The following is a 22,166-nucleotide window of genomic DNA, read 5'->3' as shown; positions in this document are numbered from 1 at the left end:
CGAATTCGCTATGGGCAAAGTCTGGTTTACGTTCGGTTTATTTGCAGGGCGTTATAATACCGCCCGATTAGTCACAAACGGTATGGATAAATCACTATACTGCGTGCCGATACCCAACTTTTTACTTACCGGAGGCCACATGGATCCCGATCCCACACCTCTCCTGACCAGGAGAAAACCTTCTTTCCGGTAAGCCAGCCTTTTGCTGTCTCACCGGCGTGAGGCAGCAACGTTCATACGTTCCTGCTTGATAAATTAAGTGCCTGACAGGTACGGCTTTGCCACGCCTGCGGGAAAACTGCGTCCGCCTTTGCGGATGCGGGGGAATGACTATGCTGAAGAATATCACCCGGCAGCTGCAAGCGCTGCTGAGCCGTCACCTGCCACATCGCCTGATTGCGCGCGATCCGCTGCCAAATGCCAACACCATGGCGGGAGCGGCAATCCCCGCTTCCCTGACCGAGCGCTGCCTGAACGTGGCGGCGATGGATGAAAATGAAGTCTGGCGCGCCTTTGGCGGCCACCCGGAAGGGCTGAACGCGCAAGAAGTGTTAAAAATCCGCGCGGAACATGGCGATAACCAGATCCCGGCGCAGAAACCCTCTCCCTGGTGGGTCCACCTGTGGCTCTGCTACCGCAATCCGTTCAACCTGCTGCTGACGGTGCTCGGGATTATCTCTTACGCCACTGAAGATCTGTTTGCCGCAGGCGTGATTGCCCTGATGGTGGGCATCTCCACGCTGCTGAACTTTATTCAGGAAGCGCGCTCCACCAAAGCGGCGGACGCCCTGAAAGCGATGGTCAGCAACACCGCCACCGTGTCGCGCGTGATTAACGACCTCGGCGAAAACGCCTGGATTGAGCTTCCCATTGACCAGCTGGTGCCGGGCGATCTGGTGAAGCTGGCGGCGGGGGACATGATCCCGGCGGATTTACGCGTCATCCAGGCGCGGGATCTGTTCGTCGCGCAGGCGTCACTCACCGGTGAATCCCTGCCCGTAGAGAAGGTAGCGCGGACCCGCGATCCGCAGCAGATGAACCCGCTGGAGTGCGACACCCTGTGCTTTATGGGCACCACGGTGGTCAGCGGCACCGCGCAGGCGATTGTCACCGCCACCGGCGGCAATACCTGGTTTGGACAGCTTGCCGGACGCGTCAGCGAGCAGGAGAGCGAGCCGAATGCGTTCCAGAAAGGTATTGGCCGCGTCAGCATGCTGCTGATCCGCTTTATGATGGTCATGACGCCGATTGTCCTGCTGATCAACGGCTACACCAAAGGCGACTGGTGGGAAGCGGCGCTGTTCGCGCTCTCCGTGGCCGTTGGCTTAACGCCGGAAATGCTGCCGATGATTGTCACCTCCACGCTGGCGCGCGGGGCGGTCAAACTCTCTAAACAAAAGGTGATCGTTAAACACCTCGACGCCATCCAGAACTTTGGCGCGATGGACATCCTTTGCACCGATAAAACCGGCACCCTGACGCAGGACAAAATCGTGCTGGAGAACCACACCGACATCGCCGGAAAAACCAGCGAGCGCGTGCTCCACAGCGCCTGGCTGAACAGTCACTATCAGACCGGGCTGAAAAACCTGCTCGACGTGGCGGTGCTGGAAGGGGTGGACGAGGAGTCTGCCCGCACGCTCTCCGGTCGCTGGCAGAAGGTGGATGAAATCCCGTTCGACTTCGAGCGCCGCCGCATGTCGGTGGTGGTCAGCGAGCAGGCGGACGTACATCAGCTGATCTGCAAAGGGGCATTGCAGGAGATCCTGAATGTTTCCACGCAGGTGCGCCATAACGGCGAGATCGTGCCGTTGGATGAGACCATGCTGCGCCGCATCAAACGCGTCACCGATAACCTGAACCGTCAGGGGCTGCGCGTGGTGGCAGTAGCCAGCAAGTTCCTGCCTGCGCGGGAAGGTGACTACCAGCGTATCGATGAATCCGATTTGATCCTCGAAGGTTACATCGCATTCCTCGATCCGCCGAAAGAGACCACCGCGCCGGCGCTAAAAGCGCTGAAAGCGAGCGGTATCACCGTCAAAATCCTCACCGGCGACAGCGAGCTGGTGGCGGCCAAAGTGTGCCACGAAGTCGGCCTGGACGCGGGCGACGTCGTCGTGGGGAGCGACATTGAGCACCTGTCCGACGATGAGCTGGCCGAGCTTGCCCAACGCACCACGCTGTTTGCCCGCCTGACGCCGATGCATAAAGAGCGCATCGTCACTCTGCTGCGTCGCGAAGGGCACGTAGTGGGCTTTATGGGCGACGGCATCAACGATGCGCCAGCCCTGCGTGCGGCGGATATCGGTATCTCCGTGGACGGCGCGGTGGATATTGCCCGCGAAGCGGCGGATATCATTCTGCTGGAAAAGAGCCTGATGGTGCTGGAGGAGGGCGTCATCGAAGGGCGTCGCACCTTCGCCAATATGCTCAAATACATCAAAATGACCGCCAGCTCCAACTTCGGCAACGTCTTCAGCGTGCTGGTGGCGAGCGCGTTTCTGCCGTTTCTGCCGATGCTGCCGCTGCACCTGCTGATCCAGAACCTGATGTACGATGTCTCTCAGGTGGCGATCCCGTTTGATAACGTGGACGACGAGCAGATCCAGAAGCCGCAGCGCTGGAACCCCGCCGATCTGGGGCGCTTTATGCTGTTCTTTGGGCCGATCAGCTCTATCTTCGACATTCTGACCTTCTGCCTGATGTGGTTTGTGTTCCATGCGAATACTCCAGAACACCAGACGCTGTTCCAGTCCGGCTGGTTCGTGGTGGGACTGCTGTCTCAGACGCTGATTGTGCACATGATCCGCACCCGTCGTATTCCGTTCATCCAGAGCCGTGCCGCGTGGCCGCTGATTGTGATGACGGGGATTGTGATGGCGCTCGGGATCGCGCTGCCGTTCTCGCCGCTGGCAAGCTACCTGCAACTTCAGGCGCTGCCGCTGAGCTACTTCCCGTGGCTGGTGGCGATCCTCGCGGGCTACATGGTGCTGACGCAGATGGTGAAAGGGTTCTATGCGCGCCGGTATGGATGGCAGTAACGGCAAGCCCGGTGGCGCTGCGCTTACCGGGCCTACGATCCGAACGTAGGTCGGGTAAGGCGAAGCCGCCACCCGGCAGCTGGCTTTCCTCCCAAATTCAACAACCTGTGATCTCCGTCGGCGCATTCGCTTGACGACAATTTGAGCGCATGTTAACAGAATGTTTTGCCTGTATTTGGCCCGTCAGATAAGGAACATTCATGTTACGGTACAGCCTCTTAACCGCCGGGCTCATGCTCGGCGCCTCCGCCTTTGCCGCCCCGGCAGGTGACCTTCCCTTAATGCCCTGGCCTGCGAAGGTTGAACGTCCGACCACTCAGGGCGCGCTGGTGCTTAACAATCAACTCTCTGTGAGCGTCAGCGGCGACGATCTGGGGGATGCGGTCAACCGCCTGCGCCAGCGCATTGCGCTGCAAACCGGCTGGACGCTACAGCCGCAGGCCGAAAAACCTGACAAGCCGACCATCCGCATCGCCATCGCCAAAAAGGTGAAGCCGCAGCCGCTGCCGGACAGCGATGAGAGCTATAAACTCACGGTGGACGCCAACGGCGTAAATATCTCTGCCAACACCCGCTTCGGCGCGCTGCGCGCCATGGAAACCTTGCTTCAGCTGATGCAGAACGGCGCCGAAAACACCTCGATCCCGTGGGTGACCATTGAAGATTCGCCGCGCTTCCCGTGGCGCGGGCTGCTGCTCGATTCGGCGCGCCACTTCCTCCCGATTCAGGATATTAAACGCCAGATCGACGGCATGGCCGCGGCAAAGCTCAACGTCCTGCACTGGCATTTGACGGACGATCAGGGCTGGCGCTTTACCTCGAAGCGTTATCCAAAATTAACCCAGCTTGCCAGCGATGGGCTGTTCTACACCCCGGAGCAGATGCGCGAGATTGTGCGTTACGCTACCGAGCGCGGCATACGCGTGGTGCCGGAAATTGATATGCCGGGCCACGCCTCGGCGATTGCCGTCGCCTACCCGGAGCTGATGAGCGCGCCGGGGCCTTACGCCATGGAGCGCCACTGGGGCGTGCTGAAGCCGGTGCTGGATCCAACCAAAGAGGCAACTTATACCTTTGCCGACGCGATGGTCAGCGAACTGGCGGCGATCTTCCCGGATCCGTATCTGCATATTGGCGGCGATGAGGTTGACGACAGCCAGTGGAAAGCGAACGCTGCGATCCAGACGTTTATGCGCGACAACAAACTGGCGGACAGCCACGCGTTGCAGGCGTATTTCAACCGCAAGCTGGAGACGATCCTTGAGAAGCACCACCGGCAGATGGTTGGCTGGGATGAGATCTACCATCCCGATCTGCCGAAAAGCATTCTGATCCAGTCCTGGCAGGGACAGGACGCGCTGGGGCAGGTGGCGCAGAACGGCTATAAGGGTATTCTCTCAACCGGTTTCTACCTCGATCAGCCGCAATCCACCGCCTACCACTACCGCAATGAAATTGTGCCGCAGGGGCTGAACGGCGTGGATGTGATAGCGGACACCGACAGCGTCCAGAGCTGGGCTTTCTCCATGCCGCGTCTGAAAGGCAAGCCGGTGGAAGGCAGCTTTACGCTGGTGAAAGGCGATGCCGGGTGGCGTGGATTTATTGATTTTGCCGGGAAATCGCGTCGGGCGGTGGATAACATTCAGTGGCGGGACGACAACCAGGTAACGTTTACCGTTGATACCTGGATGGGTGAAACGCGTCCGGTCGTTTCTGTTGAGAACGATAAGCTCAGCGGCTATTTCCTGGTGGGTAACGCCCGCTACCCGATCGACGGCACGCGTCTGGACGCGGTGCCAAAAGGCATACCGCCGGTGGTGCCGGACCCGGCGAACGAGGCTAATCTGCTCGGCGGTGAAGCCGCGCTGTGGGCGGAAAACGTGGTCGCGCCGGTGCTGGATATCCGTCTGTGGCCGCGCGCCTTTGCGGTGGCGGAGCGGCTATGGTCGGCAAAGGACGTCAACGACATCGACAACATGTATACCCGGCTCCAGGCGATGGACAGTTGGTCCACGGTGTCGGCTGGACTACAGCAGCATACCCAGCAGCAGGTGCAGTTCACGCGCCTCGCCAACAATGCGGATACCCTGCCGCTGCAAATTCTCGCCCAGGCGCTTGAACCGGCGCAGTATTACACCCGCCAGCATCTTAAGTTCCAGGCCGGAAACTATCATCAGTTTGAGCCGCTCAACCGGCTCGCTGACGCGCTAAACGCGGAAAGTGCGACCGTGCGTCAGATGAATAAATGGGCGGACCGTCTGGTGAGCGACGCGGAAGACACGGAAAGCGCCGACGCGCTGCGCCACGTCTTTAACCGCTGGCAGAACAACACCAGCGATGCGCTGGCCTTGAGTGAAAACAGCTATCAGCTGAAGGCCATTAAGCCGGTGATCCAGGAGGTGGATAAACTGGCCTCGATTGGCCTGAGGCTGACGGATCTGGTGGCGCGTCAGGGCACGCTGGACGACAACGAGATCGCGTCGATCCAGAGCGAACTGGATAACGCGGCGACGATCCAGGACGAGGTGGTGATTGCGGCGGTTTATCCGCTGGAGACGCTACTGAGAGCAACGCGGAATCAGTAACAAATGCGCCCTGTGGCGCTACGCTTACCGGGCCTACGTGACGTGTAGGCCCGGCAAACGAAGTGCCGCCGGGCGTGAAGGCAACTCAGTTCTTCAGCACCCACGCCTCTTTCCAGTACGCGCCCACGCCCGGCTCAAACTGGTTTGCGGTTGGGCTGTACTGCACGCAGTAGCCGCTATACGGGAACGGTTTACACTCGTAGGTCTTACCGTTTTTAGGCTGTAACACCACGGTGCCCGCTTTGTAGGAGGCAATGCTGTCCGGGAAGATAAAGTCATGCGGGCCGCTGCTGTCCGCCGCGTCGCTTTCCAGCATCAGGTTTAGCACGTCCTGCGCGAACAGGGTGCCGTCTTTATTGGTGGCGTAGTATTTCAGCATATGGTGGCCCGCCGTGACGTCAGTCAGCGTCATGGTCACGTTTTGATTGACGTTATTCATATCCTGCTTCAGGTAACCTTTTTCGGCACCGTGGTGGTTCATCACGTGCGCTTCAAAATTAACGTCACCCTGCGTGTTTACATGGAAGGTCACAATCACATTGCCATGTTCGATTTTGCTGTATTGCAGATCGGAAACGGTGATGGTCTCGCTCACCTGCGCTTTTTGCTCTTCATAAGAGATGGCAACGGATCTCAGCGTGCTGCCGTCTTTCACGAATACGCTGTTGGCGCCGTGAATCGGGCTGATTTCACCGGCTTCATCTTTCACACCGACGCGGACATCGCTATGAGTGGTGTTGATCTTCTGCGCCAGATCGTAGGACCAGTGGTTAGCGTCGCCTTGTTCTGAAGAGCCGATGGTCATTTCATTACGCAGGGCGGCAACTTCCCCGTTGGCGTCGAAGAAGCGTGCAATCACTTTATCGCCCACGTTCAGGTTATTCCCGGCAATCTGTCCGCTCAGGGTTTTACTCCACTGGGATATTACCGCTGGGGTATCGTCCGGCGTGACGTTGCCGCCGTTACCGAAATCAACGTCAATGGCCTGATAGAAACTGTTTGTGGTATCCGCGATTTCCCACACGCCATAAATAACCTGGTAGCCCGTACGTTCCGGGACATTACAGGTCATGGATTTTGTCATGGACGGTGCCTGACCATTCCCGTTAATAGTACAGAACGGCGTTAATTCGAACTGGTCACGGGTCAGCGGTTTATTGGGGTCCCAGTTTTGTTTGGTAATGTAATAACGCCAGTTGGTGGTTTTATGCGGCGCGGTATGGTGCCAGACAAATTCATGCGGGCCTGCCGTCATGGGGCTTTTAGTCCAGGCGTTCAGGCTCTGCTTATCAAGCTGGGAGTAGCTGGCAATACCGGCGCTGGCAAGCTGGCCGTCAGGCGGCATTGCGCCCGTCGGGAAGCCGGAGGTCTTTTCTACACTCTGCGGTTCATATTGTACAGAGCCACAGTCAATATTCTGGCCGAGCTTACACATATAAGCGCGGCTGGCGGGGGATTCTATATATCCGTGTGCAAGTGCGGAAGACGCAACCGCTAATGTGGCAACGGCCAGCGCGATCTTAGAGAGTTTCATTCTTCATCCATTAATTAGAATATAACAAGGCAGCGTCAGTCTATTAATGGAGTGGGGATGCGTCATTGCCTGGAGAGAGTAAAAATGGTCGCAATAAAAAAGGCAGCCTGAGCTGCCTTCTCTTTATTGAAATAAATTAGCGACGTACGGCAATCGCTTCGATTTCAATTTTTACGTCTTTTGGCAGACGCGCCACTTCCACACAGGAGCGCGCCGGGAAGGTGGCGTTGTGCTCGGTGAAGAACGCTTCATAAGTGGCGTTAACGGTGGCGAAATCGTTCAGATCTTTCACGAACACGGTGGTTTTGACGATATCGCCCACTTTCAGACCGGCAGATTCGACGATAGCCTGCACGTTTTCCAGCGACTGACGCGCCTGTGCCGCCACGTCTGCTGGCACTTCACCAGTTTTCGGGTTCACCGGGATCTGACCTGAAGTGATGATCATGCTGCCCAGATCAACGCCCTGAACGTAGGGGCCGATAGCCGCAGGTGCATTTTCCGTCGCGAGTACTTTGCTCATGTTTTCTCCAGAATTACAGCGTTAAGAATGTTCCCGGCCATTATAACAGCCGGGATTTCATTACCAACCTCAATTAGTTGGCCAGCACCACATAATGAGAAAACTCTTTTTCGCAGTATTTGCATTTGAGCGCGATATCATTGGCGCGCTTTTTCACTGCAAAACTGGAGGAAACCGGCTCAGCGTGGCTGATGCAGTTGCTGTTCGGGCAGACCAGCACGCTTTCAATACGCTCCGGCAGGCTAGGGCGGGATTTGCCCACCACGTCGTAATCGTCGATGCGGTTAACGGTGGCGTCCGGCGCGTACAGCGACAGTTGGTTGACCTGCTCGTCGGTCAGGAAGGTGTTCTCGATTTTGATCAGATCCTTGCGGCCCATCTCGCCTGACGGCAGGTTCAGGCCGATGGTGATGCGCTGGTCGGTTTCGGTCAGTTTGAACAGCGTCAGCAGCTTAAAGCCCACCTGCGCAGGGATGTGGTCAATCACGGTGCCACGCTTGATGGCTTCAACCTGGAGTTTGTTATCGTGTGTCATTGTCGTTTCCCCTTACAGTGCCAATTCGCGATTCAGAACCAGTGCCAGTAACGCCTGGCGGGCGAAGATGCCGTTTCCGGCCTGCTGGAAGTACCAGGCGTGCGGCGTTTTATCCACGTCTGTGGTGATCTCATCGATGCGCGGCAGCGGGTGCAGCACCTTCATATTGTCACGTGCGCCCTCGAGGTCGCTGGCGCGCAGCACGAACTGCGCCTTCACGTTGGCGTATTCGGACGGATCCAGACGCTCTTTCTGCACGCGGGTCATGTAGAGAATATCCACGTTGTCCATCACTTCTTCTATGCTGGCGTGCAGGCTCCACGCGATGCCTTTTTCGTCCAGCATATCGAGAATGTACTGCGGCATCGCCAGCGCGTCCGGCGCGATGAAGAAGAAGCGGTTGCCGTTAAATTTCGCCAGCGCCTGGGTCAGGGAGTGGACGGTGCGGCCATATTTCAGGTCGCCGACCATGGCGATGTTCAGGTTCTCAAGCGTGCCCTGCGTCTCCTGAATGGTGAACAGATCCAGCAGGGTCTGCGTCGGGTGCTGGTTGGCACCGTCACCGGCGTTCAGCACCGGAATGCCGCCGGAAAACTCGGTCGCCAGACGCGCCGCGCCCTCCTGCGGGTGGCGCATCACAATCGCGTCCACGTAGGTACTGATAACCGAAATGGTATCCGCCAGGGTCTCGCCTTTTTTGCCCAGCGACGTGTTGCTGCTGTCCGAGAAGCCCACCACGCTCGCGCCCAGGCGGTGCATGGAGGTTTCGAAGGAGAGGCGGGTGCGGGTGGAGGCCTCGAAGAAGCAGCTCGCAATCACCTTGTGCTTCAGCAGCTCCGGTTGCGGATTGGCCTTCAGTTTTGCCGCGGTTTCCAGAACCAGTTCCAGCTCTTCGCGGCTGAGGTCGTTTATGGAAATGATGTGTTTTTGATAAAGCGGATTCATGTTTATCTCCTGACGCCGGGCAAAAAAAAGCCCCTCAAATGAGGGGCTCTGGGAATAGGTTTAGCAACGGGAAGAAAAACGGCAGGCCAGCGTCTGATTTCAGACGCGGTAAGACGATATGTCGTACACGCTTGACCATGCTTCCTCCCGGCAAATTGTCGGGCATTATACGCAGCTCGCTTTTGGGATCAAGCGATTTAATGCACGCTTTACTCAATGCAAACGGTTCTTTATGAATATTAATGCGTTCTGAGTAAATAATTAATTTGCTTATGCACCAGCGCGGTGCGCTTCACCACGCGGGGCGCGACCCAGACAATACTGCTTCCGGCCACCACGCCTAAAATTTCCGGTAACTGGTGATAATCCAGAATACGCGCCACCGCGCGGCCATATCCGGCGACGGTATGGATAAGGATAAATTCGCTGTTGTGCTCCACGCTCACCACCATTTCAGAGACGGTACGCGCCGCGTCGGGGGCCGGGCGCAGCTGGGGATTCAGCGAATAAATCTTTAGCCCTTTGGCATTGCGAATTTTTATGACACCGAGCAACTTGAGCAGACGTGAAACGGTGGACTGGCTGATGGTCTCAAAACCCCGCTCCTGTAAGTCGCGGCGGATCTCCTCCTGGGAGAGATAGCTCTTTTCCGCGATCAGACGCTGGCAGACCGTTAGCTGTAGTTGCTCTTTGGGAGAGTACTCTTCGTAATCCATCATAGTTCCCATATCAGTTCCCGAAATAATCGGTGGCACCGCACCGATCCGTAGGCCGGATAAGCGCAGCGCCATCCGGCAAATTACAACAGGGCGCCCAGGCTTAACGCCACCATAATCACCACCGTTAAAATCCCCAGCAGCGGCGCGACCCATTTCAGATAGCGCACGTAGGGCACGCGGGCGATAGCCAGCCCGCCCATCACGACGGCAGAGGTGGGAGTGATCAGGTTAACGATGCCGGACGCCGACTGGTAAGCCGTAACCACCAGGTCGCGGTTGACGTTAGCGAAATCGGCAAGGGGCGCCATGATCGGCATCGTCAGAACGGCCAGGCCGGACGAAGAAGGCACAAGAAACGACAGCACCACTTCCAGCCAGTACATCACGTTGATGAACGCCACCGTCGACAATCCGGTGACTATTCCCTCGGCGCTGTGCAAAATGGTGTGGGTAATCATGCCCTTATCCATGATCACTACGATACCGCGCGCGATGCCGATAATCAGCGCGACGCCCAGCAAATCTCGCGCGCCGTTGATAAAGGTTGAGGTCAGCTCCTCTTCGCTCATGCGGGCGATCAGCCCGACGATAATCGCGCTGGCGAGGAACACCGCCGAGATCTCCGCCATCCACCAGCCCAGCACCGCCACGCCGTAGATCATCACCGCGAAGGCGAGGGCGAAGATCACCAGGATGAGTTTGCGCACCGGGGTAAACTCCAGCGACTGCTCGCCCTTGTTGCCGAGGAAGTGGGCGCGGTTCTCTTCCTGCTTATCCGCCACGATCGACAGCGACGGATCCTTGCGCACCTTGCGGGCATAGCGCATTACCCACGCCACGCAGATGATCCAGCCGATCACCAGCAGCGCGATGCGCAACATGATGCCGTTGGTGAAGGGGATCCCGGCGGCGTTGGCGGCGATCACCGTGGCGAACGGGTTGATGGTGGAGCCGAGGGTGCCGATCCCCGCGCCGAGCAGCACGGTGGACGCAGCAACCACCGGATCGAACCGCGCCGCCAGCATCACCGGCACCAGTAAGGTATAGAAGGGCAGCGACTCTTCTGCCATGCCGTAAATCGTGCCGCCTGCGGCAAACAGCGCCATCAGGATCGGGATCATCCACTCTTCGCGGCCGCGTAGTCGGGTAGTGACGCGCTCGATCCCGGCGTCTATCGCCCCGGTTTTAGTGACGATCCCGAGGAATCCCCCGATGATAAGGATAAACAGCGCCACGTCGATGGCCCCGGCCTGGCCGGATTCTGGATCGTACAGCCCGGCAATCGGCGCCATCAGCACCGAAACCAGCCCCTGCGGGTGCGCTGCCACGTGCGCGTAGGTGCCAGCAACCGGCACTTCTTTACCGAGCGCCTCGTTCATTGCCATATGGTACTGCCCGGCCGGAACAATCCACGTCAGCACGGCAACCACGGCAATCAGAAAAAAGAGAATGGTGTAAGCGGAGGGAAACTTGAACTTGCCCATGATGTTCTCCTGAACCCGGCGCACCCCGCGGCGCGCCGGGCGGTGATTAGTCGCCGAGTGTCGCCACCATGACCGCTTTAATGGTGTGCATGCGGTTCTCTGCTTCGTCGAAGACGATGGAGTTCGGTGATTCGAAGACCTCTTCCGTCACTTCCAGCCCCTTCAGGCCGTACGCCATTTCGATTTCGCGGCCCACTTTGGTGTGCTCGTTGTGGAACGCCGGCAGGCAGTGCATGAACTTGACGTTCGGGTTACCGGTGGCCTTCATCACGTCCGCGTTAATCTGATATGGCTTCATCAGGCTGACGCGCTCGGCCCAGGCCTCCTTCGGCTCACCCATGGAAACCCACACGTCGGTGTAGAGGAAATCGGTGCCCTGCACGCCTTCCTCCACGTCGTCGGTGAGGGTGATGCGCGCGCCGGTCTCTTTGGCGATGGCGCGGCACTGCTCAACCAGGCCCGCCTCCGGCCAGAAGGATTTCGGCGCCACAAGGCGGATATCCATCCCCATTTTGGCCGCGCCGACCATTAGCGAATTACCCATGTTGTTCCGCGCGTCTCCGAGATAAGCAAAGCTCAGCTCCGGCAGGGTTTTGCCCGGAGAGTGCTCCAGCATGGTCATCAGATCGGCGAGAATTTGGGTGGGGTGGAACTCGTCGGTCAGGCCGTTCCACACCGGCACGCCCGCGTACTCGCCCAGCTCTTCAACGATGGCCTGGCCGTAGCCGCGATACTCGATGCCGTCATACATGCGGCCCAGCACGCGGGCGGTGTCCTTCATCGACTCTTTGTGGCCAATCTGCGAACCGCTTGGGCCGAGGTAGGTGACCTGCGCGCCCTGGTCGAACGCACCCACTTCGAAGGCGCAGCGGGTGCGGGTGGAGGTTTTTTCAAAGATCAGGGCGATGTTTTTCCCGACCAGGGTTTGTTTTTCGCGTCCGGCTTTTTTGGCGGCCTTCAGCTCGATGGCGAGATCGATCAGGTACTGGATCTCCGCCGGGGTGTAGTCCAGCAGTTTCAGGAAGTTGCGGTTTTTCAGGTTAATGGTCATGGGGAAATCCTTTTTAAAATTTAGCTGTCTGATGCCCTCACCCCGGCCCTCTCCCACAGGGAGAGGGGGCGTACATTCCCTCTCCCTTTGGGAGAGGGTTAGGGTGAGGGGAAAACGACTCAGTTACGAATCAACGTGCCTTTCTCGCCCGCCAGGATCTCCGCGCCGTCATTCAGCGCGCCGATCCCGGCTATCCCATTGCAGGCTTCAACGAACTCGCGGCAGGCGGCCACTTTCGGCCCCATCGATCCGGCGTCGAACTGCATGCCTCTGAGCAGCTCCGGCGTCACCTGCGCCAGCGGACGCTGGGTTGGCTTGCCCCAGTCGAGGTACACCGCGTCGGCATCGGTGAGGATCAGCAGGGCATCGGCCTCGATCTGGCGCGCCAGCAGGGCGGCGGAGAGGTCTTTGTCGATCACCGCCTCAATGCCGCGATAGCCGTTGGCGTTTTCCACTACCGGCACGCCACCGCCGCCGTTGCAGATCACCAGGTGGTCGCGCTGAATCAGCGCCGTGATGGCGTCACTCTCGACGATGCGCTTCGGCTGCGGCGACGGCACCACACGGCGGAAGTAGCTGCCGTCGGCCTTAAACACCCAGCCTTTTTCCGCGGCCAGCGCTTTAGCCTGGGCTTCGCTGTAGACCGGGCCGATGTACTTGGTCGGGTTGCTGAACGCCGGGTCGGCGGCGTCCACTTCCACCTGCGTGAGCAGGACGCTGACCTCGCGCTGGGGCAGATTGTTTTTCAGCGCCTGCTGGAGCATGTAGCCGATCATTCCCTGGCTTTCGGCGCCAAGAACGTCCAGCGGGTAGGGAGTGACTTTGTCGTAGGCGCTGTTTTGCAGCGCCAGCAGTCCGACCTGCGGGCCGTTGCCGTGCACCAGCACCACGCGCCACTGTTCCGTTAAGCCGGCGATGGTGCGGGCGGCCTGCTCAATGTTCTGGCGCTGGATGTCCGCTTCAAGCGGCTCGCCGCGCTTGAGCAGCGCGTTGCCGCCAAGGGCCACAACCAGAGTGGGTTTTCGTTCCATGATGGCTCCTTTAAATTCCGTCGCGTTCCAGTGGGCAGCTCATGCAGCGCGCGCCGCCGCGACCGCGTCCCAGCTCGTCGCCCGGGATCGGCAGCACGGTGATGCCCGCTTTGTCGTACTTCTCGTTGGTCCAGACGTTGCGCTCGTAGCCGATCACCACGCCCGGGCGGAGGGTCAGGACGTTGTTAGCGTCGTTCCACTGCTCGCGTTCGGCTTCAAAGGCGTCGCCGCCGGTGGTGATCAGGCGGACGTGGTTAATGCCGAGGGCTTTCTCGATGGCGTGCAGCAGGTCGGTTTCCTGGGTGCGCAGCAGGCCGCCGCGTCCGTCCGGGGTGAGCGTCCAGCATTGGGCGTCCTTGCGCACCACTTCCGGGTAAACGGAGAAGGTGTCCACGTCGATGTGGGTCATCACGGTGTCGAGGTGCATGCAGGAGCGGTGTTTCGGCAGCTCAACGGCAATCACGCGCTCGGCCTGGCGATGTTTAAACAGGCTGTTGGCGAGGAACTCCACGCCCTGCGGCGTCGTGCGCTCGGACATGCCGATCAATACCGCCCCGCGGCCAATCACTAATACGTCGCCGCCTTCCAGAGTGGCGTGGTCGTAATTAATATTCTCGTCGCCGAAATACTTAATAAACTCGCCGTCGGCAAATGCGGGGTGCCAGCGATATATTGCCCGCAGGTTATTGGTTTCACGCTGGCGGGCGGGTTTCGCCATCGGATTAATGGAGACGCCGTTATATATCCAGCAGGAGGTATCGCGGGTAAATAAGTGGTTCGGCAGCGGCTTCATAATAAAATCATTCGCCGTGTGGGTATCAACCACCATATTTTTAATGGCCGCCGGAATTTCACCGTAGGTTAATCCGCCGCTTAATCTGCGCGCCAGTTCGCGGTGCGGCATATCCGCCAGCCAGCCGCGCACGTCGGCGGCAAAGGTTGGCCCCAGGCGATAGTCGGAGATTTGTGTTTCAAGAAGCCAGGCTTTTGCTTCAGCAATATCAAGCGTTTGCGTAAGAAGGTCGGTCAACAGCAGGACTTCCACACCCTGCTCGCGCAGCGTGTTTGCGAAGATGTCATGCTCTTCACCCGCCCGTTCAACCGAGAGCACGTCATCAAATAGCAGCTCCTGACAGTTTGAGGGGGTTAACCGTTTCAGACTTAAATTAGGACGGTGCAGCATAACGCTACGCAATTGACCAATTTCAGAACCGACGTAATGCTTTTCCATAATTATTCCTTTAACTTTTTTTCAGAATAAAAAGGGCATGCGCCATGTGATGTGTTTAATTTCATGGCGGCTAAGCTCAATTGATTTCGTGATTTATAGTAGGCGCTTAAATAATGGTTATTGTGACATTGCTCACGCGAAAACCGATATTGAGCAGTTTATTTTCAATTGCATGATTCGTATCAGATAATGATTAATTTCATATTATTAAGGGATGAATAGCTAAGCAGGAACGGGTGGCAATATTTGAAGTTGTTATTATTTTGTAGAATCACACGCTTTGAAATATTTAGTTATGTTGTTGATTTTAATGGATAAAATGTTGTCACGGGAATAGCTATGCAATAATGACAGTTAACTATTTTTCACTTAAGAGAAATCAATAAATAATTATGGATTTTTAAAGGAAATAACCAAAGTGGTAAAGTGTGATACACCAACAGGTTTTGTGAGTTATGTTTTAAATTCAGTGAGTTAGATCCTGTGTGCAAAGTGCATGAAATGAGGTTATGCATAACCACTGCATAAATGCCTGTGTGCAATTAACAGTGGATTAACACATTTCCCGATAAACATGCGCTGACGCAAATCTTGTCAAAAAAGGGCTGGTATGGAAGAGGCAATTCTCGTATAAAACATAAAAATGAAACAATGTTTTAATCTGAGGGTTGTATCATGATTATTGGCAATATTCATCATCTCCAGTCCTGGCTGCCAGAAGAGCTGCGCCAGGCCATTGAGCACGTTAAGGCCCACGTCACCGACGCAACGCCGACCGGTAAGCACGACATCAATGGCAACAGCCTGTTTTATCTGGTTTCGGAGTACATGACCCAGCCGTTCGCCGAGCGTCGCGCTGAATACCATGCACGCTATCTGGATATTCAGATTGTGCTAAAAGGTCAGGAAGGGATGACCTTCAGTACCCTGCCGCACGGTACGCCGGACACCGACTGGCTGGCGGACAAAGACATCGCGTTCCTGCCGGAAGGCGAGCAGGAGAAAACCGTGGTGCTGAGCGAAGGGGATTTTGTGGTGTTCTGGCCGGGCGAAGTGCATAAGCCGCTGTGCGCGGTGGGAGCGCCGGCGCAGGTGCGTAAGGTTGTGGTGAAGATGCTGGTAGAGTAACCCCTCACCCCGGCCCTCTCCCAAGGGGAGAGGGTGTAAAAGTTCCCTCTCCCCTTGGGAGAGGGTTAGGGTGAGGGAACCAGACCGCACCCACGCATAATGTGATCCAGCTTAAACTTCCCGCACTCCCTCATCCCTTCCCATTTACCTGCGCTTTTTCTGCGTCATAGTATGATCGTTAAATTAATGAACGCTGTTCTATAATGTAGAACAAAATGTTTCAACAAGGAGATCTCATGCCGCAGTCCGCGTTGTTCACGGGTATCATTCCCCCTGTCTCCACCATTTTTACCGCCGATGGCCAGCTCGATAAACCGGGTACCGCCGCGCTGATCGACGATCTGATTAAAGCAGGCGTCGACGGCCTGTTCTTCCTGGGCAGCGGCGGCGAGTTCTCCCAGCTCAGCGCCGAAGAGCGTAAAACCATTGCCCGGTTTGCGATCGATCATGTCGATCGTCGTGTGCCGGTGCTGATCGGCACCGGCGGCACCAACGCCCGGGAAACCATTGAACTGAGCCAGCACGCGCAGCAGGCGGGCGCGGACGGCATCGTGGTGATCAACCCTTACTACTGGAAAGTGTCGGAAGCAAACCTGATCCGCTATTTCGAACAGGTGGCCGACAGCGTCACATTGCCGGTGATGCTCTATAACTTCCCGGCGCTGACCGGGCAGGATCTGACCCCGGCGCTGGTGAAAACCCTGGCCGACTCGCGCAGTAACATCGTCGGCATCAAAGACACCATCGATTCCGTCGCCCACCTGCGCAGCATGATCCACACCGTCAAAGCCGCCCATCCGCACTTCACCGTGCTGTGCGGCTACGACGATCATCTGTTTAATACCCTGCTGCTAGGCGGCGACGGGGCGATCTCGGCCAGCGGCAACTTTGCCCCACAGGTGTCGGTAAATCTTCTGAAAGCCTGGCGGGATAACGACGTGGCGAAAGCGGCTGAGTATCATCAGACCCTGCTGCAAATCCCGCAGATGTATCAGCTGGATACGCCGTTTGTGAACGTCATTAAAGAGGCGATCGTGCTCTGCGGTCGTCCGATTTCTACGCACGTCCTGCCGCCAGCTTCGCCGCTGGACGAGCCGCGCAAGGCGCAGCTGAAAACCCTGTTACAACAGCTCAAGCTCTGCTGAGCCGGACGATAACGATGACCATTGAGAAAATTTTCACCCCACAGGACGATGCGTTTTATGCGGTGATCACCCACGCGGCGGGGCCGCAGGGCGCGCTGCCGCTGACTCCGCAGATGCTGATGGAATCCCCCAGCGGCAACCTGTTCGGTATGACGCAGAACGCCGGGATGGGCTGGGATGCCAACAAACTCACCGGCAAAGAGGTGCTGATCATCGGCACCCAGGGCGGCATCCGCGCCGGAGACGGGCGTCCGGTTGCGCTGGGCTACCACACCGGACACTGGGAGATCGGCATGCAGATGCAGGCGGCGGCGAAGGAGATCACCCGCAACGGCGGGATCCCGTTCGCCGCCTTCGTCAGCGATCCGTGTGACGGTCGCTCGCAGGGCACGCACGGCATGTTCGACTCCCTGCCGTACCGCAACGACGCGGCGATCGTGTTTCGCCGCCTGATCCGCTCCCTGCCGACGCGCCGGGCGGTGATCGGCGTGGCGACCTGTGATAAAGGGCTGCCCGCCACCATGATTGCGCTGGCTTCCATGCACGATCTGCCGACCATTCTGGTGCCGGGCGGGGCGACGCTGCCGCCCACCGTGGGGGAAGATGCGGGCAAAGTGCAGACCATCGGCGCGCGCTTCGCCAACCATGAGCTCTCCTTGCAGGAGGCCGCCGAGCTGGGCTGTCGCGCCTGCGCGTCGCCGGGCGGCGGGTGTCAGTTCCTCGGTACGGCGGGCACCTCGCAGGTAGTGGCGGAGGCGCTGGGTCTGGCGCTGCCGCACTCTGCACTGGCGCCGTCCGGGCAGGCGGTGTGGCTGGAGATCGCCCGCCAGTCGGCACGCGCGGTCAGTGAACTGGATAACCGCGGCATCACCACGCGCGATATCCTCACCGACAAAGCCATCGAAAACGCGATGGTGATCCACGCGGCGTTCGGCGGATCCACCAATTTACTGCTGCACATTCCGGCAATCGCCCACGCGGCGGGCTGCACGATCCCGGACGTTGAGCACTGGACGCGCGTTAACCGCAGGGTGCCGCGCCTGGTGAGCGTGCTGCCCAACGGCCCGGACTACCATCCGACCGTGCGTGCCTTCCTCGCGGGCGGCGTGCCGGAGGTGATGCTCCACCTGCGCGATCTCGGTCTGCTGCATCTGGATGCCATGACCGTGACCGGCCAGACGGTCGGCGAGAACCTTGACTGGTGGCAGGCCTCCGAGCGCCGGGCGCGCTTCCGCCAGTGCCTGCGCGAGCAGGACGGCGTGGAGCCGGATGACGTGATCCTGCCGCCGGAGAAGGCAAAAGCGAAAGGGCTGACCTCGACGGTCTGCTTCCCGACGGGCAACATCGCGCCGGAAGGATCGGTGATCAAGGCCACGGCGATCGACCCGTCGGTGGTGGGTGAAGATGGCGTTTACCGCCACACCGGCCGGGTGCGGGTGTTTGTCTCGGAGGCGCAGGCCATCAAGGCCATAAAGCGGGAAGAGATTGCGCAGGGCGATATCATGGTGGTGATCGGCGGTGGACCGTCCGGCACTGGCATGGAAGAGACCTACCAGCTCACCTCCGCGCTGAAGCACATCTCGTGGGGCAAGACGGTGTCGCTCATCACCGATGCGCGCTTCTCGGGCGTGTCGACGGGCGCCTGCTTCGGCCACGTATCGCCGGAGGCGCTGGCGGGAGGGCCGATTGGTAAGCTGCGCGATAACGACATCATTGAGATTGCCGTGGACCGCCTGACTCTGACCGGTAGCGTGAACTTCATCGGTACCGCGGACAACCCGCTGACGCCGGAAGAGGGGGCGCGCGAGCTGGCGCGGCGGCAGACGCACCCGGACCTGCACGCTCACGACTTTTTGCCGGACGATACCCGGCTGTGGGCGGCATTACAGTCCGTGAGTGGCGGCACCTGGAAAGGCTGTATTTATGACACCGATAAAATCATTGAGGTAATTAACGCCGGTAAAAAAGCACTCGGCCTTTAATTATTTTTTGAGAGAAAGTCGTCTGCGGAAAATATTCCGCGGGCGGTTTTTGCTTGTCTTTAATTTACTAATTTAAACAATGACTTATGATATATCGCTGGCGTCACAAAAGCGAAATAACGTAATTCAGAAATAAGATATGACCATTGCTGGTTAATTGAGCAGCTCATTACACTCCAGTAACGCAATGTTGTAATTCAGCACACTACATAAGGGTGTAATTCTGATGACGCAATTAACCATGAAAGACAAAATTGGCTACGGGCTGGGTGATACCGCCTGCGGCTTCGTCTGGCAGGCCACGATGTTCCTGCTGGCCTATTTCTACACCGACGTGTTCGGTCTCTCCGCGGGCATAATGGGGACGCTGTTTTTAGTTTCCCGCGTGCTCGACGCCGTGACCGATCCGCTGATGGGGCTGCTGGTAGACCGCACCCGCACCCGCTACGGCCAGTTCCGCCCGTTCCTGCTGTGGGGCGCCATCCCGTTCGGCATCGTCTGCATGCTGACCTTCTACACGCCGGACTTCTCCGCGCAGGGCAAAATCATCTATGCCTGCGTGACCTATATTCTGCTGACTCTGGTCTACACCTTCGTTAACGTCCCTTACTGCGCCATGCCGGGGGTGATCACCGCCGACCCGAAAGAGCGTCATGCCCTTCAGTCCTGGCGTTTCTTCCTCGCCGCCGCGGGGTCGCTCGCCATCAGCGGCATCGCGCTGCCGCTGGTCAGCATCATCGGCAAAGGGAACGAGCAGGTGGGCTATTTCGGCGCCATGTGCGTGCTGGGTCTGACCGGCGTGGCCCTGCTTTATGTCTGCTTCTTCACCACCAAAGAGCGCTACACCTTTGAGGTGCAGCCGGGTTCGTCGGTGGCGAAAGATCTTAAGCTGCTGCTGGGCAACGGTCAGTGGCGGATCATGTGCGCCTTCAAGATGATGGCGACCTGCTCTAACGTGGTACGCGGCGGGGCAACGCTCTACTTCGTGAAATACGTGATGGATCACCCGGAGATGGCGACCCAGTTTTTACTCTACGGCAGCCTCGCCACCATGTTCGGCTCGCTCTGCTCGTCTCGTCTGCTGGGCCGCTTCGACCGCGTTACCGCCTTTAAGTGGATCATTGTCGCTTACTCTCTGATTAGCCTGCTGATCTTCTTCACGACGGCGGAGCATATTGCCCTGATTTTCGCCCTCAACATCCTGTTCCTGTTCGTCTTTAACACCACCACGCCGCTACAGTGGCTGATGGCCTCTGACGTGGTGGATTACGAGGAGAGCCGCAGCGGGCGCCGCCTCGACGGGCTGGTGTTCTCCACCTACCTGTTCAGCCTGAAGATTGGCCTGGCGATTGGCGGGGCAGTGGTGGGCTGGATCCTGGCGTACGTGAACTACTCCGCCAGCAGCAGCGTGCAGCCGGTGGAGGTGCTCACCACCATCAAAATTCTGTTCTGCGTGGTGCCGGTGGTGCTCTACGCGGGCATGTTCATCATGCTGTCGTTCTATAAGCTCACCGACGCCCGCGTGGAGGCCATCAGCCAGCAGCTGATCAAGCACCGCGCGGCGCAGGGTGAGGCCATTCCCGACGCCGCGACAGCCGCATCCCATTAACCGGAGGCAACATGGAAATCACTAACCCGATACTCACCGGCTTCAACCCGGACCCGTCCCTGTGCCGCCAGGGCGAGGACTACTACATCGCCACCTCGACCTTCGAGTGGTTCCCGGGCGTGCGCATCTATCACTCCCGCGACCTGAAAAACTGGTCGCTGGTCAGCACGCCGCTGGACCGCGTGTCGATGCTGGACATGAAGGGCAACCCGGACTCCGGCGGTATCTGGGCGCCGTGCCTGAGCTACGCCGACGGCAAATTCTGGCTGCTCTACACCGACGTGAAGATTGTCGATTCGCCGTGGAAAAATGGCCGCAACTTCCTCGTCACCGCGCCGTCCATCGAAGGGCCGTGGAGCGAGCCGATCCCGATGGGCAACGGCGGGTTCGATCCGTCCCTGTTCCACGACGACGATGGCCGCAAATACTACCTCTACCGCCCGTGGGGGCCGCGCCATCACAGCAACCCGCACAACACCATCGTGATGCAGGAGTTTGACCCGCAGACCGGCACCCTCTCGCCCGAGCGCAAAACGCTGTTTACCGGCACGCCGCTCTGCTACACCGAAGGGGCGCATCTTTATCGCCACGCGGGATGGTACTACCTGATGGTTGCCGAAGGCGGCACCAGCTACGAGCACGCCGTCGTGGTGCTGCATGCAAAAACCATCGACGGGCCGTACGAGCTTCACCCGGATGTGACGATGATGACCAGCTGGCACCTGCCGGAGAACCCGCTGCAAAAGAGCGGCCACGGCTCGCTGCTGCAAACCCACACCGGGGAGTGGTATATGGCCTACCTTACCAGCCGCCCGCTGCGCCTGCCCGGCGTGCCGCTGCTGGCCTCAGGCGGACGCGGTTACTGTCCGCTGGGGCGCGAGACCGGCATCGCCCGCATTGAATGGCGCGATGGCTGGCCGTACGTGGAGGGCGGTAAGCACGCGCAGCTGACCGTGAAAGGCCCGCAGGTGGCGGAGCAGCCCGCCGCCGTTCAGGGTAGCTGGCGGGATGATTTCGACGGCAGCACGCTTGACCCTGAATTGCAGACTCTGCGCATTCCGTTCGACGACACCCTCGGCTCACTCACCGCGCGCCCCGGCTATTTACGGCTCTACGGCAACGACTCGCTCAACTCGACCTTTACCCAGTCGACGGTGGCGCGCCGCTGGCAGCACTTCACCTTCCGGGCCGAGACGCGGATGCAGTTCTCGCCGGTTCACTTCCAGCAGAGCGCGGGGCTGACCTGCTACTACAACAGCAAAAACTGGAGCTACTGCTTTGTGGACTACGAGGAGGGGCAGGGCAGAACGATTAAGGTTATTCAGCTCGACCACAACGTGCCGTCGTGGCCGCTGCACGAGCAGCCCATTCCCGTGCCGGAGAGTGCGAAGAGCGTCTGGCTAAGGGTGGATGTGGATGCGCTGGTCTACCGCTACAGCTACTCGTTCGACGGCGAGACGTGGCACACCGTGCCGGTGACGTATGAGGCGTGGAAGCTGTCGGATGACTATATCGGCGGGCGCGGCTTCTTCACCGGCGCGTTTGTGGGACTGCACTGCGAGGACATCAGCGGCGACGGCTGCCACGCTGACTTCGACTACTTCACCTACGAGCCGGTCTGAC

At 58.7% G+C, this 22,166-nt stretch carries 17 protein-coding genes and 1 pseudogene; 8 read left to right on the top strand and 10 right to left on the bottom strand.

Translation table 11 applies throughout. From position 1 onward, the window contains the following. The first annotated feature begins 332 nt into the window (after nucleotides 1-332). Nucleotides 333-3,041, top strand: coding sequence for a magnesium-translocating P-type ATPase (mgtA, locus tag H2Z33_RS05440; protein ID WP_032670826.1), 2,709 nt, complete (start codon nucleotides 333-335; stop codon nucleotides 3,039-3,041). Between the two features lie 200 nt (nucleotides 3,042-3,241). After that, the gene (locus H2Z33_RS05435; protein WP_063134964.1) at nucleotides 3,242-5,626 is read left to right on the top strand and encodes a beta-N-acetylhexosaminidase; all 2,385 of its coding nucleotides are present in this window, start codon (nucleotides 3,242-3,244) and stop codon (nucleotides 5,624-5,626) included. An 85-nt stretch (nucleotides 5,627-5,711) separates the two neighbouring features. Here the strand turns inward: H2Z33_RS05435 and gbpA are convergent, their stop codons facing one another. From gbpA to H2Z33_RS05410, 5 genes are all read right to left on the bottom strand, one after another. Beyond that, nucleotides 5,712-7,160 (bottom strand): N-acetylglucosamine-binding protein GbpA, encoded by a 1,449-nt coding sequence (gene gbpA, locus H2Z33_RS05430; protein ID WP_063867035.1) that lies wholly within the window; start codon nucleotides 7,158-7,160, stop codon nucleotides 5,712-5,714. Nucleotides 7,161-7,296: 136 nt separating this feature from the next. Continuing rightward, a complete protein-coding gene (gene ridA, locus H2Z33_RS05425) occupies nucleotides 7,297-7,683 on the bottom strand; it encodes a 2-iminobutanoate/2-iminopropanoate deaminase (RefSeq protein ID WP_003863373.1) in 387 nt (128 codons plus the stop codon). Between the two features lie 73 nt (nucleotides 7,684-7,756). After that, on the bottom strand, nucleotides 7,757-8,218 hold the full coding sequence (pyrI, locus tag H2Z33_RS05420) for an aspartate carbamoyltransferase regulatory subunit (RefSeq protein WP_010427352.1): 462 nt from the start codon (nucleotides 8,216-8,218) through the stop codon (nucleotides 7,757-7,759). A gap of 12 nt (nucleotides 8,219-8,230) precedes the next feature. Continuing rightward, on the bottom strand, nucleotides 8,231-9,163 hold the full coding sequence (gene pyrB / locus H2Z33_RS05415) for an aspartate carbamoyltransferase (protein WP_047364811.1): 933 nt from the start codon (nucleotides 9,161-9,163) through the stop codon (nucleotides 8,231-8,233). A 34-nt stretch (nucleotides 9,164-9,197) separates the two neighbouring features. Next, nucleotides 9,198-9,302: a pyrBI operon leader peptide gene (locus tag H2Z33_RS05410; protein ID WP_071524139.1), complete on the bottom strand. Its 105-nt coding sequence runs from the start codon at nucleotides 9,300-9,302 to the stop codon at nucleotides 9,198-9,200. On the opposite strand from H2Z33_RS05410, the pseudogene H2Z33_RS05405 reads away from it, so the two are divergent. After that, nucleotides 9,282-9,399: pseudogene (locus H2Z33_RS05405) on the top strand (hypothetical protein). The gene H2Z33_RS05410 and the pseudogene H2Z33_RS05405 overlap by 21 nt on opposite strands. Nucleotides 9,400-9,402: 3 nt before the next feature. On the opposite strand, the gene H2Z33_RS05400 reads toward H2Z33_RS05405, so the two are convergent. The 5 genes from H2Z33_RS05400 to arcA form a co-directional block, all read right to left on the bottom strand. Further along, a complete protein-coding gene (locus H2Z33_RS05400) occupies nucleotides 9,403-9,882 on the bottom strand; it encodes an arginine repressor (RefSeq protein ID WP_003863366.1) in 480 nt (159 codons plus the stop codon). Nucleotides 9,883-9,962: 80 nt separating this feature from the next. Continuing rightward, nucleotides 9,963-11,366 (bottom strand): YfcC family protein, encoded by a 1,404-nt coding sequence (locus H2Z33_RS05395; RefSeq protein WP_063134966.1) that lies wholly within the window; start codon nucleotides 11,364-11,366, stop codon nucleotides 9,963-9,965. Between the two features lie 46 nt (nucleotides 11,367-11,412). Further along, a complete protein-coding gene (argF, locus tag H2Z33_RS05390) occupies nucleotides 11,413-12,417 on the bottom strand; it encodes an ornithine carbamoyltransferase (protein ID WP_003863360.1) in 1,005 nt (334 codons plus the stop codon). 119 nt (nucleotides 12,418-12,536) lie between these two features. Further along, nucleotides 12,537-13,448, bottom strand: coding sequence for a carbamate kinase (arcC, locus tag H2Z33_RS05385; RefSeq protein WP_045141856.1), 912 nt, complete (start codon nucleotides 13,446-13,448; stop codon nucleotides 12,537-12,539). A 10-nt stretch (nucleotides 13,449-13,458) separates the two neighbouring features. Next, nucleotides 13,459-14,679 carry an arginine deiminase gene (gene arcA, locus H2Z33_RS05380; RefSeq protein WP_017383903.1) on the bottom strand — a complete coding sequence of 407 codons (1,221 nt, stop codon included), beginning with the start codon at nucleotides 14,677-14,679 and terminating at the stop codon, nucleotides 13,459-13,461. Nucleotides 14,680-15,354: 675 nt separating this feature from the next. Here arcA and H2Z33_RS05375 point away from each other — a divergent pair. The 5 genes from H2Z33_RS05375 to H2Z33_RS05355 all read left to right on the top strand — a co-directional run bounded on the left by H2Z33_RS05375 (nucleotide 15,355) and on the right by H2Z33_RS05355 (nucleotide 22,165). Further along, nucleotides 15,355-15,807: a YhcH/YjgK/YiaL family protein gene (locus tag H2Z33_RS05375; protein ID WP_063134967.1), complete on the top strand. Its 453-nt coding sequence runs from the start codon at nucleotides 15,355-15,357 to the stop codon at nucleotides 15,805-15,807. 236 nt (nucleotides 15,808-16,043) lie between these two features. After that, nucleotides 16,044-16,952, top strand: a complete 909-nt coding sequence (gene yagE / locus H2Z33_RS05370; protein WP_045141858.1) for a 2-keto-3-deoxygluconate aldolase — start codon at nucleotides 16,044-16,046, stop codon at nucleotides 16,950-16,952. Nucleotides 16,953-16,966: 14 nt separating this feature from the next. Then, nucleotides 16,967-18,934, top strand: coding sequence for a xylonate dehydratase YagF (yagF, locus tag H2Z33_RS05365; protein ID WP_063134968.1), 1,968 nt, complete (start codon nucleotides 16,967-16,969; stop codon nucleotides 18,932-18,934). A 226-nt stretch (nucleotides 18,935-19,160) separates the two neighbouring features. Further along, nucleotides 19,161-20,543, top strand: a complete 1,383-nt coding sequence (locus tag H2Z33_RS05360) for an MFS transporter (protein ID WP_063134969.1) — start codon at nucleotides 19,161-19,163, stop codon at nucleotides 20,541-20,543. 11 nt (nucleotides 20,544-20,554) lie between these two features. After that, nucleotides 20,555-22,165, top strand: a complete 1,611-nt coding sequence (locus H2Z33_RS05355; protein ID WP_063134970.1) for a glycoside hydrolase family 43 protein — start codon at nucleotides 20,555-20,557, stop codon at nucleotides 22,163-22,165. The last annotated feature ends 1 nt before the right edge of the window (nucleotide 22,166 follow it).

Source organism: Enterobacter sp. YSU (genome assembly GCF_016082135.1).
GTDB lineage: Bacteria > Pseudomonadota > Gammaproteobacteria > Enterobacterales > Enterobacteriaceae > Enterobacter > Enterobacter hormaechei_C.
Note: the sequence above shows the minus strand (reverse complement) of the source record. Positions and strands in the feature narration are given on the sequence as shown.